This window comes from Streptomyces lunalinharesii (genome assembly GCF_039532155.1).
Classification (GTDB): Bacteria; Actinomycetota; Actinomycetes; order Streptomycetales; family Streptomycetaceae; genus Streptomyces; species Streptomyces lunalinharesii.
Genome location: NZ_BAAARK010000005.1, coordinates 152,664 through 166,854, shown reverse-complemented (window position 1 = coordinate 166,854; position 14,191 = coordinate 152,664). Strand labels below are relative to the sequence as shown.

Here is a 14,191-nt window from a genome sequence, read left to right as displayed (position 1 = left end):
CTTAGGCTTTGACAATGGGTAACGTGCAATGAGCAGGCCACTCCGGGGCGCTTTGTTCCACCCGGATCCGGCCGCGTTCGCACACACCCCGTGCGCCGTATCGGATACCGGGTGAGCCGCAAACGGCCACCGGCGGACCCCGGGGGCCGGACAGACGGAGGAGCAGCACGTGACCGTGGAAGGCACTGCCGAGCGGAAAACCGCCCGCGGCGGCAGCAAGCGCACCACCGCCAAAAAGACGACGCCGGCGAAGAAGGCGACGCAGTCCAAGGCCGGGAACAGCGCCGGGCCGGACCAGGCGGAGCAGCACCAGCTCGTACAACTGCTGACCCCGGAAGGGACGCGGGTCGAGCACCCGGACTACGCGATCGACCTCTCTCCCGAGGAACTGCGCGGTCTCTACCGCGACATGGTGCTGACCCGGCGGTTCGACGCCGAGGCGACCACCCTCCAGCGCCAGGGCGAACTGGGCCTGTGGGCCTCGTTGCTGGGCCAGGAAGCCGCGCAGATCGGCTCGGGCCGCGCACTGCGCGACGACGACTACGTCTTTCCCACCTACCGGGAGCACGGCGTGGCCTGGTGCCGCGGCGTCGACCCCACGAACCTGCTGGGCATGTTCCGCGGCGTCAACCACGGCGGCTGGGACCCCAACAGCAACAACTTCCACCTCTACACCATCGTCATCGGTTCGCAGACGCTGCACGCGACCGGTTACGCGATGGGCGTGCAGAAGGACGGCGCGGATTCCGCGGTCATCGCGTATTTCGGTGACGGCGCGTCCAGCCAGGGCGACGTCGCCGAATCCTTCACCTTCTCCGCGGTCTACAACGCCCCGGTCGTCTTCTTCTGCCAGAACAACCAGTGGGCGATCTCCGAGCCCACCGAGAAGCAGACCCGCGTTCCCCTCTACCAGCGCGCCCAGGGGTACGGATTCCCCGGCGTCCGGGTGGACGGCAACGACGTGCTGGCCTGCCTGGCGGTGACGAAGGCGGCGCTGGAGCGGGCGCGCACCGGCCAGGGCCCCATGCTGATCGAGGCGTTCACCTACCGGATGGGCGCCCACACCACCTCCGACGACCCGACGCGGTACCGCCCGGACGAGGAGACGCTGGCCTGGGAGGCCAAGGACCCGATCCTGCGGCTGCGCAAGTACCTGGAGGCCGAGGGCTTCGTCGACGACGCCTACCTCGCCGCGGTCGACGAGGAGAGCGACGTCCTGGGCAAGCGGGTCCGCGACGTCGTACGGGCCATGCCCGACCCGGATCACCTGGCGATCTTCGAGAACGTCTATGCCGACGGGCACGCGCTCGTCGATGAGGAGCGCGCTCAGTTCGCCGCCTACCAGGCGTCGTTCGCCGACGCCGACGCCGCCGCGGAGGGGAACTGACCATGGCCGTTCACGAGAAGATCACCATCGCGAAGGCGATCAACGCGTCACTGCGGGCCTCCATGGAGGCCGACCCCAAGGTCCTCGTCATGGGCGAGGACGTCGGCAAGCTCGGCGGTGTCTTCCGGGTCACCGACGGGCTCCAGAAGGACTTCGGCGAGGACCGGGTGATCGACACCCCGCTCGCCGAGTCCGGCATCGTCGGCGCCGCGATCGGTCTGGCCCTGCGCGGCTACCGACCGGTCGTGGAGATCCAGTTCGACGGCTTCGTCTTCCCCGCCTACGACCAGATCGTCACCCAGCTCGCGAAGATGCACGCGCGGGCGCTGGGCAAGGTCAAGGTGCCGGTCGTCATCCGCATCCCGTACGCGGGCGGCATCGGCGCCGTCGAGCACCACTCCGAGTCGCCCGAGGCGCTGTTCGCGCACGTCGCCGGACTCAAGATCGTCTCTCCGTCGAACTCCTCCGATGCCTACTGGATGCTCCAGCAGGCCATCGCCGGGGACGACCCGGTCATCTACTTCGAACCCAAGCGCCGCTACCACGACAAGTCGCGCCTGGACACCGAGTCGATCCCGGACCCGCTGCACAAGGCCCGGGTGACCCGGGCCGGCTCCGACCTCACGCTGGCCGCCTACGGCCCGATGGTGAAGGTCTGCGAGGACGTCGCCAAGGTCGCGGCGGAGGAGGGCAAGTCGGTCGAGGTGGTCGACCTGCGCTCGATCTCTCCGATCGACTTCGACACCGTCCAGTCCTCGGTCGAGAAGACCGGCCGGCTGGTCGTGGTCCATGAGGCGCCCGTCTTCTTCGGCTCGGGTGCGGAGATCGCCGCCAGGATCACCGAGCGGTGCTTCTACCACCTGGAGGCACCGGTGCTGCGGGTCGGCGGTTTCCACGCCCCCTATCCGCCGTCCAGGCTGGAGGACGAGTACCTTCCGGGGCTGGACCGGGTGCTCGACGCCGTTGACCGTGCGTTGGCGTACTGAGGGCTGAGGAGAGTCGTGACCATGACTGCAGGGACCGCCGGCGCCGCGCACACGCAGCGCATCCGCGAGTTCAAGATGCCCGACGTGGGCGAGGGCCTGACCGAGGCCGAGATCCTCAAGTGGTACGTCAAGCCCGGTGACACCGTTGCCGACGGCCAGGTCGTGTGCGAGGTGGAGACCGCCAAGGCCGCCGTGGAACTGCCCATCCCCTACGACGGGGTGGTGCACGCACTCCACTTCGACGAGGGCATCACCGTCGACGTCGGCACCGTGATCATCGCGGTCGACACCGATCCGGGTGCCGGTCCCGTCGGGGAGACCCCCGGTGAGGCTGCGGCGCCCGCCGAGGAGGACGACGCCGAACCGCAGGGCCGGCAGGCGGTGCTGGTCGGCTACGGCGCCGCGCCGTCCTCGACCAAGCGCCGGGCGCGCAAGCAGCAGCCGGGAGTGCCGGCCCAGCCGGAGCCGGTCACCGCCGGGCTCCAGGCGGAGCTCAACGGGCGGAGCACGCCGGCGCCGGCCGCCACTGCGGTGGTCGTGCCCGCCGCGCCGGCGGTGCCCGCCGCCGCCGTTCCGGTCGCCGAGCGACCGCTGGCCAAGCCGCCAGTCCGCAAGCTCGCCAAGGACCTCGGCATCGACCTGGCGACGATCGTCCCGACCGGGCCGGGCGGCGTCGTCACCCGCGACGACGTCTACGCGGCCGCCACACCGGCCGAGGCGTCACCGACGGCGCCGGCCGCCCCCGAGGTGGCCGTCCCGACGGCGGTGGCCCCGGTTGCCGCCTTCGACGCCGCACGGGAGCGTCGGGTGCCGGTCAAGGGCGTGCGCAAGGCCACCGCCCAGGCGATGGTCGCCAGTGCCTTCACCGCGCCGCACGTCACGGAGTTCATCACCGTCGACGTGACCCGCACGATGAAGCTCGTCCAGGAGCTGAAGCAGGACCCGGACCTGGCCGGGCTGCGGGTCAATCCGCTGCTGCTGGTGGCCAAGGCGTTCCTGGTCGCCCTCAAGCGGCACCCGGAGGCCAACGCCGCCTGGGACGAGGCGGCGCAGGAGATCGTCTACAAGGACTACATCAACCTCGGGATCGCCGCGGCCACTCCGCGCGGCCTGCTCGTCCCGAACATCAAGGACGCGGGTGCCAAGACGCTCCCCCAGCTCGCCACGGAGCTGGGCGAGCTGGTGGCCACCGCCCGCGAGGGCAAGACCTCCCCGGCGGCGATGTCCGGCGGTACGGTCACCATCACCAACGTCGGCGTCTTCGGCGTCGACACCGGCACCCCGATCCTCAACCCGGGGGAGTCGGCGATCCTCGCGGTCGGTGCGATCAAGCTCCAGCCGTGGGTCCACAAGGGCAAGGTCAAGCCGCGCCACGTCACCACCCTCGCCCTCTCCTTCGACCACCGGTTGATCGACGGCGAGTTGGGTTCCCAGCTGCTCGCGGACATCGCGGCGATCCTGGAGCGGCCCAAGCGGCTGATCACCTGGGGCTGAGCCGACCGGGCTGATCGTCCCGGGCGGGCGCTCGGGACGACGGCGGGGCGGTGTTTCACGTGAAACGGTCGGTGCGTTTCACGTGAAACACCGCCCTTGGTCGTTGCTCAGCCGCGGATGAGGTCGACCACGCGGCTGAAGTGCGCCACCGGGCCGGTCGGGGCGGACGGGTCGACCGGTGCCGCGCTGCGGGCCAGTGCGGCACCGGCCCATACGGTGGCGACGATCAGGGCCAGTGCGACGGCATTGCGCGCACGGCGGCCGGTGTGCGTCCTGGACTGCATGGTCAACTCCCCTTGTACGGCGTGCCGTATCGGTTCCGTGTGTCCATTCACCCATGGGGATGCGGCCGTTCCGTACGCGTCAGGTACGGAATCGCCTACGCCTTGAGTCGGACCGCGGGTCCCCCTCGGGTCCCCCTTCCGAGCGGGGGCGGGCCTCGGCCGGAATCGGTTTGCCGCCGGCGGCCCGGCTCTTTACGGTCGGCGAAATGAGCAGTCACACGGTCATCCGGCGCTATCGGGACGCAGATCAGGACGCGGTCTGCGACCTGTGGTCCAGGGCGTCGAAGCAGGCGCATCCGTTCATCGAGGGAGAAGGCGAGGGGGAGCGGGCCAGGGTCCTGGGCGAGGTGCATCTCGTCCGGGCGGAGAACTGGGTCGCCGAGCGCGACGGGGCCGTCATCGGGGTGCTGGGACTCCTGGGCGGGGACGACGCCGGGGTGGAGATCGGCGGGTTGTTCGTGGCGCCGGACGCGCAGGGCGACGGGATCGGCCGGGACCTGGTGGAGCATGCGGCCGCGCGGTACGGCGCGCTGACCCTGGAGGTCTTCGAGGAGAACACCCGGGCCCGTGGGTTCTACGCGCACCTGGGCTTCACCGAGTGCGGGCGGCGGATCGACGACCTGAGTGGCCACCCGCTGGTCGCCGTGGAACGGGAGGCGCCGCTGCGGTCGGTGTCGTGGCTCCACGTGCGGGACGGCCGGCTGCTGAGCGTGCGGACGCGGGGGAACGACACCTTCTACCTCCCGGGCGGCAAGTACGAGCCGGGGGAGACGGCACGCGAGGCGCTCTCCCGGGAGCTCTCGGAGGAACTCGGGCTGCGCATCCCGGCCGAGGAGCTCTCCGAGGCGTTCGTCGTCCACGACGTGGCGCACGGCAAGAACGGTCGGCGGCTGCACATGACGTGCTTCACCGGCGGTCCCCGAGACATCGAGCCGGCTCCCGGCCGGGAGATCGCCGAGTACGCGTGGTTCGACCGCCACGAGTCCTCCGCGCGCTGCGCACCCGCCCACCGCCAGGTGGTCGACCACCTGGTCGCGCAGGGGCGGATGTCGGCCTGAGGCGACGGTCGGCCGGTGCCTCGAAGCAGGCCCGGCCGACCCCGCATAGCGCCTCCTACCAGGGCAAATGACGCGTTGATCGTCCGCATTGCGGAATGCCGTACCGGTCGCATACTTGTTGTATCTATCCTGTGCGCATGCCATCAGCGTCCCTGTCCACCGCCCCCACGAGGGAGACCGGTCCCGTTCCCGCCAAACAGCCACCCGCTGCCGAGCGGGTCTACACCCACATCAAGGACGCCGTCCTGGAGCGCCGCTACGAGGGCGGGATGCTGCTCACCGAAGGGGAGCTCGCCGACGCGGTGGGCGTTTCCCGCACCCCGGTGCGGGAGGCGCTGCTGCGGCTGGAGGTGGAAGGGCTGATCAAGCTCTACCCGAAGAAGGGCGCGCTGGTCCTGCCGGTCTCCGCGCAGGAGATCGCCGATGTCGTCGAGACCCGGCTGCTGGTGGAGAAGCACGCCGCGGCCAAGGCCGTGCCCGCCGGCGCCACACTGGTCGAGGAGCTGACCGGACTCGTCGAGACGATGCGGGAGCAGGCCGCGGCGGGCGACCTGGCCGCCGTGTCGATCACCGACCGCGCCTTCCACGCCGCCATCGTGCGCAGTGCCGGCAACCAGATCCTGGACCGGCTCTACGAGCAGCTGCGCGACCGGCAACTGCGGATGGGCGTCGCGGTGATGCACGCCCACCCCGACCGGATCGCCAAGAACATCACCGAGCACACCGAGATCCTGGAGGCACTGCGGGCCGGCGACGCCGAAGCCGCCACCGACGCCGTACAGCGGCACGTCAGCTGGGTCCGCAACCTCGCGCAGGGGAACGAGCGATGAGCGGGCGTGCCGACGGTGCCGCCGGCAGCGACAGTTCCACCGGCGGTGGCATAGGCGGCATAGGTGGGGGCGGCGTCCGGCTGCTGCCCTCGGACCCGCCCGGCGGCCGGAAGGCCGTGGCCGTATGGGGCATCGGCGTCGCGGTCTACTTCGTCGCGATCACCTACCGCACCAGCCTCGGCGTGGCCGGCCTGGACGCCGCCCACCGCTTCCACATCAACGCCTCCGCCCTGTCCACCTTCTCGATCCTGCAGCTGCTGGTCTACGCGGGCATGCAGATACCCGTCGGCCTGCTGGTCGACCGGCTGGGCGCGAAGAAGGTCCTGACCATCGGTGTGGTGCTCTACACCGCGGGCCAGTTCGGCTTCGCGTTCTCGGACTCGTACGGCATGGCGCTCGGCTCGCGGGCGCTGCTGGGCTGCGGTGACGCGATGACCTTCATCAGCGTGCTGCGCCTCGGCTCCCGCTGGTTCCCGGCCCGGCGCGGCCCGATGATCGCGCAGATCGCTGCCCTGGTCGGCATGGCGGGCAATCTGATCTCCACCCTCGTCCTGGCCCGCCTGCTGCACACCTTCGGCTGGACGACGACCTTCGCCGGCAGCGCCCTGGGCGGCATCGCCGTGCTGGTCCTGCTGCTGCTCTTCCTCAAGGACCACCCCGAGGGCTTCGCCCCGCCGCCGGCGCCCCGCGAACACAGCGGCGCCGCGTCCATCCGCGGCCAGATCACGTCCGCCTGGCGCGAGCCCGGCACCCGGCTGGGCATGTGGGTGCATTTCACCACCCAGTTCCCGGCGATGGTCTTCCTGCTGCTGTGGGGCCTGCCGTTCCTCGTGGAGGCACAGGGCCTCTCCCGCGGCACGGCCGGCGAGCTCCTGACCCTCGTGGTGCTCTCCAACATGGCCGTCGGCCTGGTCTACGGCCAGATCATCGCGCGCCACCACGCGGCGCGGCTGCCGCTGGCGCTGGGCACCGTCGCGGCCACCGCCCTGGTGTGGGCGCTCACCCTGTGCTGGCCGGCCGCGCACGCGCCCATGGCGCTGCTGGTCGTGCTCTGTGTGGTGCTGGGCGCCTGTGGTCCCGCTTCGATGATCGGCTTCGACTTCGCCCGGCCGGCCAATCCGCCGGAGCGCCAGGGCACCGCGTCCGGCATCGTCAACATGGGGGGCTTCACCGCCTCGATGACCACGCTGCTCGCGGTCGGCGTCCTGCTCGACGCCACCGGCGACAACTACCGGATCGCCTTCGCCTCGGTCTTCGTCCTGGAGGCGCTCGGCATCTCGCAGATCCTCCGGCTGCGTCGGCGCGCGGCACGGCGCGAACGGGAACGGTTGGTGGTCAGCAGGGTCGAGGCCGTTCACGTCCCGGCCTGAGGACGGGCGCCGGGCCCTCCGGCGGACGCCTCCTCGGCCGCCCGCCGAGAGCTTCGTTTCACGTGAAACGGCAACGGCTGTTTCACGTGAAACTGCGGGGTTCGTTTCACGTGAAACCGCTCATCCCTTGCGGACCGCCCAGCCGACGGGCAGCAGTGCAGGCAGAGGGAGACCGCGCTGACGGGTTTCCGCGCCACTGCGGGCCCAGCAGGCCCTCAGTTCCTCGTGGTGCGCCCCGTCCGGGCCACTGGTTTCGCTCGGGTGTGCCGCAGCCCGAGCGTCACGGCGTCACGGCGAGGGTGTCGAGGATGGCCCGGGCGAGGTCCTGGTCGCCGTCGATCTTGATCTGCTCGTCCAGGGCCGCCGGCCGGACCCGCCCGCAGGCCAGTTGGTGGAAGGCGTCCCAGTCCATGGTCAGTGTCACCGTCGGGCCGAGCGAGACGCTGCCGTCGATGGTGGCCTTCCCCTCGGCGTCGACCCGGACGGTCCGCATGAACTCCACCGGGCCGCTGATGTCGAAAACCACCGTCGAACGGGCCGGTGCCTTGGCTCGGTTGGTGACGATCCCGGGCAGCACCCGCACCAGCAGGTCGCGGGCCACCAGCGCACCCGCCGAGTCGAGGTTGCCGGGCTTGCCGAGCACCCGGCGGAGGTCCTGCTCGTGCGCCCAGACATCGAACGCCCGCTGCTCCAGGACGAATTCCAGGGTCCGCTCCTCGCCGAGCGGGCTGCGCACCACGGTGTCCGGCTGACGGGACTCGTTCCGCAGCTGCCGGGAGCGCCGGATGATGGTGTATTCGAGCTCGCTGAGCATCTCCGGTGCGGTGTGGTGCCGACGGACGTCCACCTGGACCTCCATCCGGCGGGCCGACTCGCTGCGCACGTGGTACAGGTCGCGGGGCAGCGTGTGGATCGGCCGGGGGTCGCCCAACATCTCGCATTCCAGGCCGATGACGTGGGAGACGATGTCGCGCACGGACCAACCTGGGAGGTCCGTCGCCCTGTTCCACTCGCCTTCGACGAGCGGCGTCACCAGCTCGGTTATCGCTTCTATGGAATGCGTCCAGGCATCGATGGAGGACTGAAGGCTGGGATGGACGGTCACGGGACCCCTCGAACGGTTCGTACGCGGGCTGCTGTCTGGCAGTTAAGTTACGCTGCGCACGGGCACCCCGGCAGTGCTTTCGGGTGACCATCGTAGGCGGATGTTTGACGGCCGGGCCGTTCGAAAGCGTTGCCGGTGGTAGTGTGCGCGATTCGCCGCTGCCGATTGCTGCGGAGCCGGCGAGACCGGCCAATTACCGTCCGGTAAGAGGGGTTTGGTCGGTACGTCCGGCACCTCCTCAGTCGTCCTCCCGCTCCCGCTCGGCCATCCGGATCACGGAGACCGCGACGGCGATCAGCAGCGCCGGGTCCGCGTCCTCCCGCACGACGTTGACGGCGTAGGTGTCACGCACGGTCAGCCACCGCCGGGAGATCTCGGCGAGCAGTTCGCCGTCGTACTCGACCGCGAACTCCCGGTCGAAGATCTTGCCGCTCACGTCCAGCTCGGTGCCGTCGACCAGCTCGACGCGGAAGTGGTGGCGCAGCAACGAAAGGCGCTTGCGCTTGATGGTGGCCAGCGGCTCGTCGTCCCGCTCGATGGTCATCGCGTCGCGCAGGCTGAACATCTTCTTGCGGATGGTGATCAGGACCCGCCGCTCGGTGTCCTTGAGCTCGAAGGTCTCACGCAGTCGAAGCGCCTTCCCGTCCACGAGGAACGCGTGCCGTCCGTGATCGTCGTCGACCCAGTAGTCATCGCCGATGCCGAAGATCCGGTCGTGCACGAAGTACTTGCGGGAGCGAGGATGGTGCGCCTCGTGGGATTGCAGCATGGGTGACGTGTTCCCCGTGGCCCCTGTGGAATGCCTGGGCACCGGGGTGACGTTGAATGTCCACATGGCTTCACGTGCGCGCGTCCGGGCCCCCGAGCTGATCGGCAAGGGCGGCTGGCTCAACACCGGCGGAAACGAACTCACCCTCTCTGACCTGCGAGGACGCATTGTCATCCTCGATTTTTGGACGTTTTGCTGTGTGAACTGCCTGCACGTCCTGGACGAGCTGCGGGAGCTGGAGGAGCGGCACCGCGACTCGGTCGTGATCATTGGTGTGCACTCCCCGAAGTTCGTGCACGAGGCCGACCACCAGGCCGTCGTCGACGCCGTCGAGCGGTACGGCGTGGAGCACCCCGTCCTCGACGACCCGGAGCTCGCGACCTGGAAGCAGTACGCGGTCCGGGCGTGGCCGACGCTGGTGGTGATCGACCCCGAGGGGTACGTCGTGGCCCAGCACGCGGGCGAGGGCCACGCGCACGCCATCGAGACGCTCGTCGAGGAGCTGGTCGCCGAGCACGGCGCCAAGGGCACGCTGCGGCGCGGCGACGGCCCCTACGTGCCGCCGGAGCCGGTCGCCACCGACCTCCGTTTCCCGGGCAAGGCCGTGCGGCTGCCCGGCGGAACGTTCCTGGTCTCCGACACCACCCGGCACCAACTGGTGGAGCTGGCCGCCGACGGCGAGGAGGTGCTGCGCCGGATCGGGAGCGGGGAACGCGGGCTGGGCCCGGACTCCTTCAACGAGCCGCAGGGGCTGGCGCTGCTGCCCGACGGCACGGTCGCCGTCGCGGACACCGTCAACCACGCCGTCCGGATCTTCGACCCCGCGACCGGCGCCCTGGAGACGGTGGCCGGCACCGGCAAGCAGTGGTGGCAGGGCTCGCCGACCGCGGGCCCGGCGCGCGAGGTGGACCTCTCCTCGCCGTGGGACCTCGCCTGGTGGCAGGACCGGCTGTGGATCGCGATGGCCGGCGTCCACCAGATCTGGGCCTACGACCCGGCCGACGGCACGGTGGCGGTGGCCGCCGGCACCACCAACGAGGGCCTGGTGGACGGCCCCGCGGCGGAGGCGTGGTTCGCCCAGCCCTCCGGGCTCGCGGCGGCCGGCGACCGGCTGTGGATCGCCGACTCGGAGACCAGCGCGGTGCGCTGGATCGAGCGGGCGGCCGACGACGGCGCGGACGGTTACGTGGTCCGCACGGCCGTCGGCACCGGACTCTTCGACTTCGGGCACCGGGACGGCGCGGCCGAGCAGGCCCTGCTCCAGCACCCGCTGGGCGTGACCGCGCTCCCCGACGGTTCGGTGGCCGTCGCGGACACGTACAACCACGCGCTGCGCCGCTACGACCCGGCCAGCGGTGAGGTGACCACCCTCGCCACCGATCTGCGGGAGCCCTCCGCGGCGGTCCTCGCCGACGACGACATCGTGGTGGTGGAGTCCGCGCGGCACCGGCTGACCCGGCTCCGGCTCCCCGAGGAGGCGGTGCGCGTGGAGTCGGTGGCCCACCGCACCCAGCGGGCCGCGACCGACATCGCCCCCGGCACGCTCCGGCTCGACGTGGTCTTCCAGGCCCCGGCCGGCCAGAAGCTCGACACCCGCTACGGCCCCTCCACGCGGCTGCTGGTCAGCGCCACGCCGCCGGAGCTGCTCGCCGACGGGGCGGGTGCGGGCACCGACCTGGCGCGGGACCTGGTCCTCGCGGACGGCGCGACCGAGGGCGTGCTGCACGTCTCGGCGATGGCCGCGTCCTGCGACGACGACCCGGACATCGAGTACCCGGCCTGTCACGTGCACCAGCAGGACTGGGGCGTTCCGGTCCGGATCACCGGGGACGGCGCGGCCCGGCTGGGCCTCGTGCTGGCGGGGCTGGACGCGGAGTAGCCCCGACCGGGGCCGGGGCTACGCGTGCCGGCCGGGAGGTCGGCGACCGGGGGACGTCACCCGACGCCGGCCTCCAACTTCGCCGCGGAGAGGGTGCTGTACCAGTTGGTGACCTTGCTCTGGCCGACGGAGATCGTCGTGTACTTCTCGGCGAAGTCGTACGTCACGGGCTGGCCGGTGGTCCGGGAACCCTCCGACCGGCCCATGAACTGGACGGCCACGTCCTTCTGCTTCGTGCCCAGGGCGGCGGCGCTGGTGGTCGGGATGACCGCGTAGGCGGTGGAGTGCGGGCGCAGGGTCACCAGGTGGCCCGAGTCGGGCTTCACCCTCGGCAGCGGCGTCTTCGCCTGGTTGAACGACAGCAGCGGTGCGTCGTACAGCGTGCAGCTCAGCGAGCTGGAGGAGTTCCGGTACCGCACGGTCACGTACCCCTTGGGCCCCGTCACCTGGCCGAACTGGAGCCGGGCAGTGGTGAGGTTGCAGTTCGACACGTGACGGTTGGCCGCCGCGCCGGCGCCGGCTCCCGCCGCTGCGGCGCCACCGCCGATGATCTTGCGCTTCTTGCTCTTGGAGGACGAGGACGAACTCTTCGACTTCGAGGAGCTGCTGTTGCAGCCGGTCAGCGCGAGCGAGCCGGCCAGGCCGAGGGCCAGCGCGGCGTACGCGGCGGAGCGGCGACGGGTGCGGCGTGCGGTCATGGAAGTTCCCCCAGTGAGGTACTGCGGACAGCGGGGCGGCTATGTCATGGCACGGCCACGATAGCGACTGCCCCTCGAAGGGCCGGGGCGGGTGCGTGCCGCACGGCCTCCGGCTGGTCTTTCCCCGGCGTGGACCGCTCAACCCGGGCGCGGTCAGTTCGGGCACCGGGGCAGCCCGTCGTCGAGCTGCTCCGGCCGGACGCGGATGCCCGGCATCCAGGCCCTGCCTCCCGCGTGGTCGACCCGGAACCAGATGCTGCTGTGCCCGCCGGCCTCGTCGGTGACGCTGATCCCGTCGGCGATCTTGCAGACGGCTGCCAGGACGTCACCGTGCCAGACGCGGCCCACGACGTTGGGCCGCAGGTACGGCGCATAGGGGTCGCGGGCCAGTCCGAGCGCGCAGTAGTCGGTACGGCTGTGCTGGCAGGCCCGTTCGACGTTGTTGACGGTGATCCGGGCCGCTCCCGCGCCCGCCGCGGCCGGTGCCCGCCCGTCGCCCGCCACCCGGCCGTCCGCGTCCGAACCGTTCAGCGCCATGACGGCGAACGCCGCTCCGGCGAGGACGGCGGCGGTGCCGAGCCCGGCCAGCACCAGCCGCAACCGGCGCCGGCCCGGCACTGCCGCCCGTGGATCCGCATCCGCCACCCCCGCCGCTGCCTCGCGGTCCGTCGGTGTCGCCGCGTCCGGTTCGGCCGCTGCGGGCGGCTCCGTAGCCGGCGTCGCCGCCTCGTCCGCCGCCTCCTGGGCGCGGTGGAGCAGCTCCACCAGCGCCGGCAGCCGGTCCTCACCCGTGAAGGAGAGCTTGCACCACTGCACCAGCAGCCGTTCGTCGGGCAGGCTCTGGCCGCGCAGATAGCGCGACAGGGACGAGCGGCTGGCCGGCAGGCGGGCTGCTAACTCCTGGAGGCTGTAACCCAGTTCGCCGTGCATGCGGCGCAGTGCGGAGACGAAGTCCCGGGCGGGACCGGAGAGTTCAGCCGGGAGTGGGGCCAGTGGCTTGCGTCGGACATTCGTGGCGTCGTTCTCATGGCCAGGCACGCTTCGCATTCCAGCACAGTGGACATGCGCGTGCGAGGGGCACTTCCGCTCCCCTGTGGCGGAAGTACCCCTCGTTACGCGATCCGGAACGAACCCGGACCGTTCGGTGACGTTTCACGTGAAACAGCGTGCTCGGCCCGGTGGATCGCGAGCCAGGTCGGCCGCACGTGCCCCGCCCCCCGTTCGCTGTCGCCGTTCAGTCGCCGAACACCACGGGCCGGTACGGCCTGAACTCCGGGTCACCGCCCGGCAGACCGTAGGTCAGGCTCCGGTGGTCGGTGCCGTGGTCGCCGCGCTGCTCGAAGGCGGTGTACGAGGAGTGCGCGGCGTCGCTCCACTTCTCGAAGATGACGACGTGTCGGTTGTTGTTGTCCCCCGACGCATCGATGAGCAGGTCGCCGCCCTTCAACGCACCGAGCGAGATCGGCCGGGTGAGGCCGCGATCGGTCGCCAGACCCACGGTGTTGGTGCCGGGTGTCGGCAGCCGGAGGGCCATCGACACATAGCCCGAGCAGTCCTGCCGGTAGCCGTCCCTCCAGACCTCGGCCTGGCTGTACGGGACCGGGGACCCGTTGTCGGCGGTCAGCCAGGTGGCGGCGCGCGCCAGCATCTCCTGGCGGGAGGCGTCGGGGCGTGGCGGTGGACCGCCCTGCACGGGTATGCCCGGCAGCCGGTCCTGCGGTATGTCCACCGCGACCACGGTGAGGAAGCCGCCGACCGGCCCGGTGAGGTGGGCCATGTAGGTCGAGCAGGCGCTGCCCTCGCAGACGCGCCGGCCGGTGTTCACCTGGTAGTCGGCGGTGATCCGGTCCTTCCCCGGCGCCGAGGCGTTGATCATTCCGACGGCGGGGGAGCCGGTGTCGGCGCTGGCGTGCACCACCCAACGGGTCCCCCAGGTCGGGAAGTCGGCGGCGCTCCGCTGCGTCGAACCGACGGCGCCGTGCGCGACCCCGGCGATCCCGGTGATGCCGAGACCCACCGCGGCGGCGGTCGGAAGGACCCGGCGCAGCAGGGGCCGGCGGAGCCCGGACGCCGCGCCCGGCACCGGGGTTGTGCCGCCCCCCGGTTGCGTGGTGCCGTGTTCCTCCATGCCGGTGCCCCTCCGCATCGTCGGTCCGTGGTGCCGTCCGCGGGGTCCCCTCGCGACGACGGAGACCATGGTGGGCCGGGGCGGTCCCGGTGCACCGCCGTTTCACGCACGGCGGGACGTCGCTCTCGTCTCACAGGGCCGTGACCTGCGGGGACGTGGCGGGCGGCGGAGGTTTTCGGGACGCCGAGGGGGGCCTGCTGGGA

Annotated in this window: 13 protein-coding genes; 7 read left to right on the top strand and 6 right to left on the bottom strand. The window is 71.3% G+C overall.

All coding sequences use genetic code 11. The annotated features are described in order from the left end of the window. The first annotated feature begins 169 nt into the window (after positions 1-169). From pdhA to ABD385_RS10225, 3 genes are read left to right on the top strand one after another with little or no spacing between them, the layout of a single operon-like run. Complete coding sequence (gene pdhA / locus ABD385_RS10235; RefSeq protein WP_344574781.1) at positions 170-1,387, top strand: pyruvate dehydrogenase (acetyl-transferring) E1 component subunit alpha; 1,218 nt, start codon at positions 170-172, stop codon at positions 1,385-1,387. A 2-nt stretch (positions 1,388-1,389) separates the two neighbouring features. Then, on the top strand, positions 1,390-2,373 hold the full coding sequence (locus ABD385_RS10230) for an alpha-ketoacid dehydrogenase subunit beta (protein WP_344574780.1): 984 nt from the start codon (positions 1,390-1,392) through the stop codon (positions 2,371-2,373). 21 nt (positions 2,374-2,394) lie between these two features. Continuing rightward, positions 2,395-3,867 carry a dihydrolipoamide acetyltransferase family protein gene (locus ABD385_RS10225; RefSeq protein WP_344574779.1) on the top strand — a complete coding sequence of 491 codons (1,473 nt, stop codon included), beginning with the start codon at positions 2,395-2,397 and terminating at the stop codon, positions 3,865-3,867. A gap of 107 nt (positions 3,868-3,974) precedes the next feature. Here the strand turns inward: ABD385_RS10225 and ABD385_RS10220 are convergent, their stop codons facing one another. Then, the gene (locus ABD385_RS10220) at positions 3,975-4,151 is read right to left on the bottom strand and encodes a hypothetical protein (RefSeq protein ID WP_344574778.1); all 177 of its coding nucleotides are present in this window, start codon (positions 4,149-4,151) and stop codon (positions 3,975-3,977) included. A 206-nt stretch (positions 4,152-4,357) separates the two neighbouring features. Here ABD385_RS10220 and ABD385_RS10215 point away from each other — a divergent pair, with 206 nt between their 5' ends. The 3 genes from ABD385_RS10215 to ABD385_RS10205 all read left to right on the top strand — a co-directional run bounded on the left by ABD385_RS10215 (position 4,358) and on the right by ABD385_RS10205 (position 7,409). After that, on the top strand, positions 4,358-5,209 hold the full coding sequence (locus ABD385_RS10215) for a GNAT family N-acetyltransferase (protein ID WP_344574777.1): 852 nt from the start codon (positions 4,358-4,360) through the stop codon (positions 5,207-5,209). Between the two features lie 137 nt (positions 5,210-5,346). Beyond that, positions 5,347-6,039, top strand: coding sequence for a GntR family transcriptional regulator (locus ABD385_RS10210; protein ID WP_344574776.1), 693 nt, complete (start codon positions 5,347-5,349; stop codon positions 6,037-6,039). Between the two features lie 116 nt (positions 6,040-6,155). Next, positions 6,156-7,409 carry an MFS transporter gene (locus ABD385_RS10205; protein WP_344575025.1) on the top strand — a complete coding sequence of 418 codons (1,254 nt, stop codon included), beginning with the start codon at positions 6,156-6,158 and terminating at the stop codon, positions 7,407-7,409. Between the two features lie 280 nt (positions 7,410-7,689). Here the strand turns inward: ABD385_RS10205 and ABD385_RS10200 are convergent, their stop codons facing one another. After that, positions 7,690-8,514 (bottom strand): maleylpyruvate isomerase family mycothiol-dependent enzyme, encoded by an 825-nt coding sequence (locus ABD385_RS10200; protein ID WP_344574775.1) that lies wholly within the window; start codon positions 8,512-8,514, stop codon positions 7,690-7,692. Positions 8,515-8,752: 238 nt separating this feature from the next. Continuing rightward, entirely contained in the window at positions 8,753-9,283 is a 531-nt protein-coding gene (locus tag ABD385_RS10195) for an LURP-one-related/scramblase family protein (protein ID WP_344574774.1), read from the bottom strand. A 64-nt stretch (positions 9,284-9,347) separates the two neighbouring features. Between ABD385_RS10195 and ABD385_RS10190 the strand changes: the two genes are divergently transcribed. Next, positions 9,348-11,162, top strand: a complete 1,815-nt coding sequence (locus ABD385_RS10190) for an NHL domain-containing thioredoxin family protein (protein WP_344574773.1) — start codon at positions 9,348-9,350, stop codon at positions 11,160-11,162. A gap of 56 nt (positions 11,163-11,218) precedes the next feature. Here the strand turns inward: ABD385_RS10190 and ABD385_RS10185 are convergent, their stop codons facing one another. The 3 genes from ABD385_RS10185 to ABD385_RS10175 form a co-directional block, all read right to left on the bottom strand. Further along, entirely contained in the window at positions 11,219-11,860 is a 642-nt protein-coding gene (locus tag ABD385_RS10185) for a DUF4232 domain-containing protein (RefSeq protein WP_344574772.1), read from the bottom strand. A gap of 153 nt (positions 11,861-12,013) precedes the next feature. Then, positions 12,014-12,907, bottom strand: a complete 894-nt coding sequence (locus ABD385_RS10180) for a helix-turn-helix domain-containing protein (protein ID WP_344574771.1) — start codon at positions 12,905-12,907, stop codon at positions 12,014-12,016. A gap of 187 nt (positions 12,908-13,094) precedes the next feature. Next, on the bottom strand, positions 13,095-14,006 hold the full coding sequence (locus ABD385_RS10175) for a hypothetical protein (RefSeq protein ID WP_344574770.1): 912 nt from the start codon (positions 14,004-14,006) through the stop codon (positions 13,095-13,097). Positions 14,007-14,191 lie beyond the last annotated feature (185 nt).

Excerpts from the sequence above, each read along its gene's own strand:
- ABD385_RS10175 (WP_344574770.1), bottom strand. The coding sequence starts at position 14,006 with ATGCGGAGGGGCACCGGCATGGAGGAACACGGCACCACGCAACCGGGG.
- ABD385_RS10230 (WP_344574780.1), top strand. The coding sequence starts at position 1,390 with ATGGCCGTTCACGAGAAGATCACCATCGCGAAGGCGATCAACGCGTCA.
- ABD385_RS10190 (WP_344574773.1), top strand. The coding sequence starts at position 9,348 with ATGGCTTCACGTGCGCGCGTCCGGGCCCCCGAGCTGATCGGCAAGGGC.
- ABD385_RS10195 (WP_344574774.1), bottom strand. The coding sequence starts at position 9,283 with ATGCTGCAATCCCACGAGGCGCACCATCCTCGCTCCCGCAAGTACTTC.
- ABD385_RS10220 (WP_344574778.1), bottom strand. The coding sequence starts at position 4,151 with ATGCAGTCCAGGACGCACACCGGCCGCCGTGCGCGCAATGCCGTCGCA.
- ABD385_RS10210 (WP_344574776.1), top strand. The coding sequence starts at position 5,347 with ATGCCATCAGCGTCCCTGTCCACCGCCCCCACGAGGGAGACCGGTCCC.
- ABD385_RS10185 (WP_344574772.1), bottom strand. The coding sequence starts at position 11,860 with ATGACCGCACGCCGCACCCGTCGCCGCTCCGCCGCGTACGCCGCGCTG.
- ABD385_RS10215 (WP_344574777.1), top strand. The coding sequence starts at position 4,358 with ATGAGCAGTCACACGGTCATCCGGCGCTATCGGGACGCAGATCAGGAC.
- ABD385_RS10225 (WP_344574779.1), top strand. The coding sequence starts at position 2,395 with ATGACTGCAGGGACCGCCGGCGCCGCGCACACGCAGCGCATCCGCGAG.
- ABD385_RS10180 (WP_344574771.1), bottom strand. The coding sequence starts at position 12,907 with ATGCGAAGCGTGCCTGGCCATGAGAACGACGCCACGAATGTCCGACGC.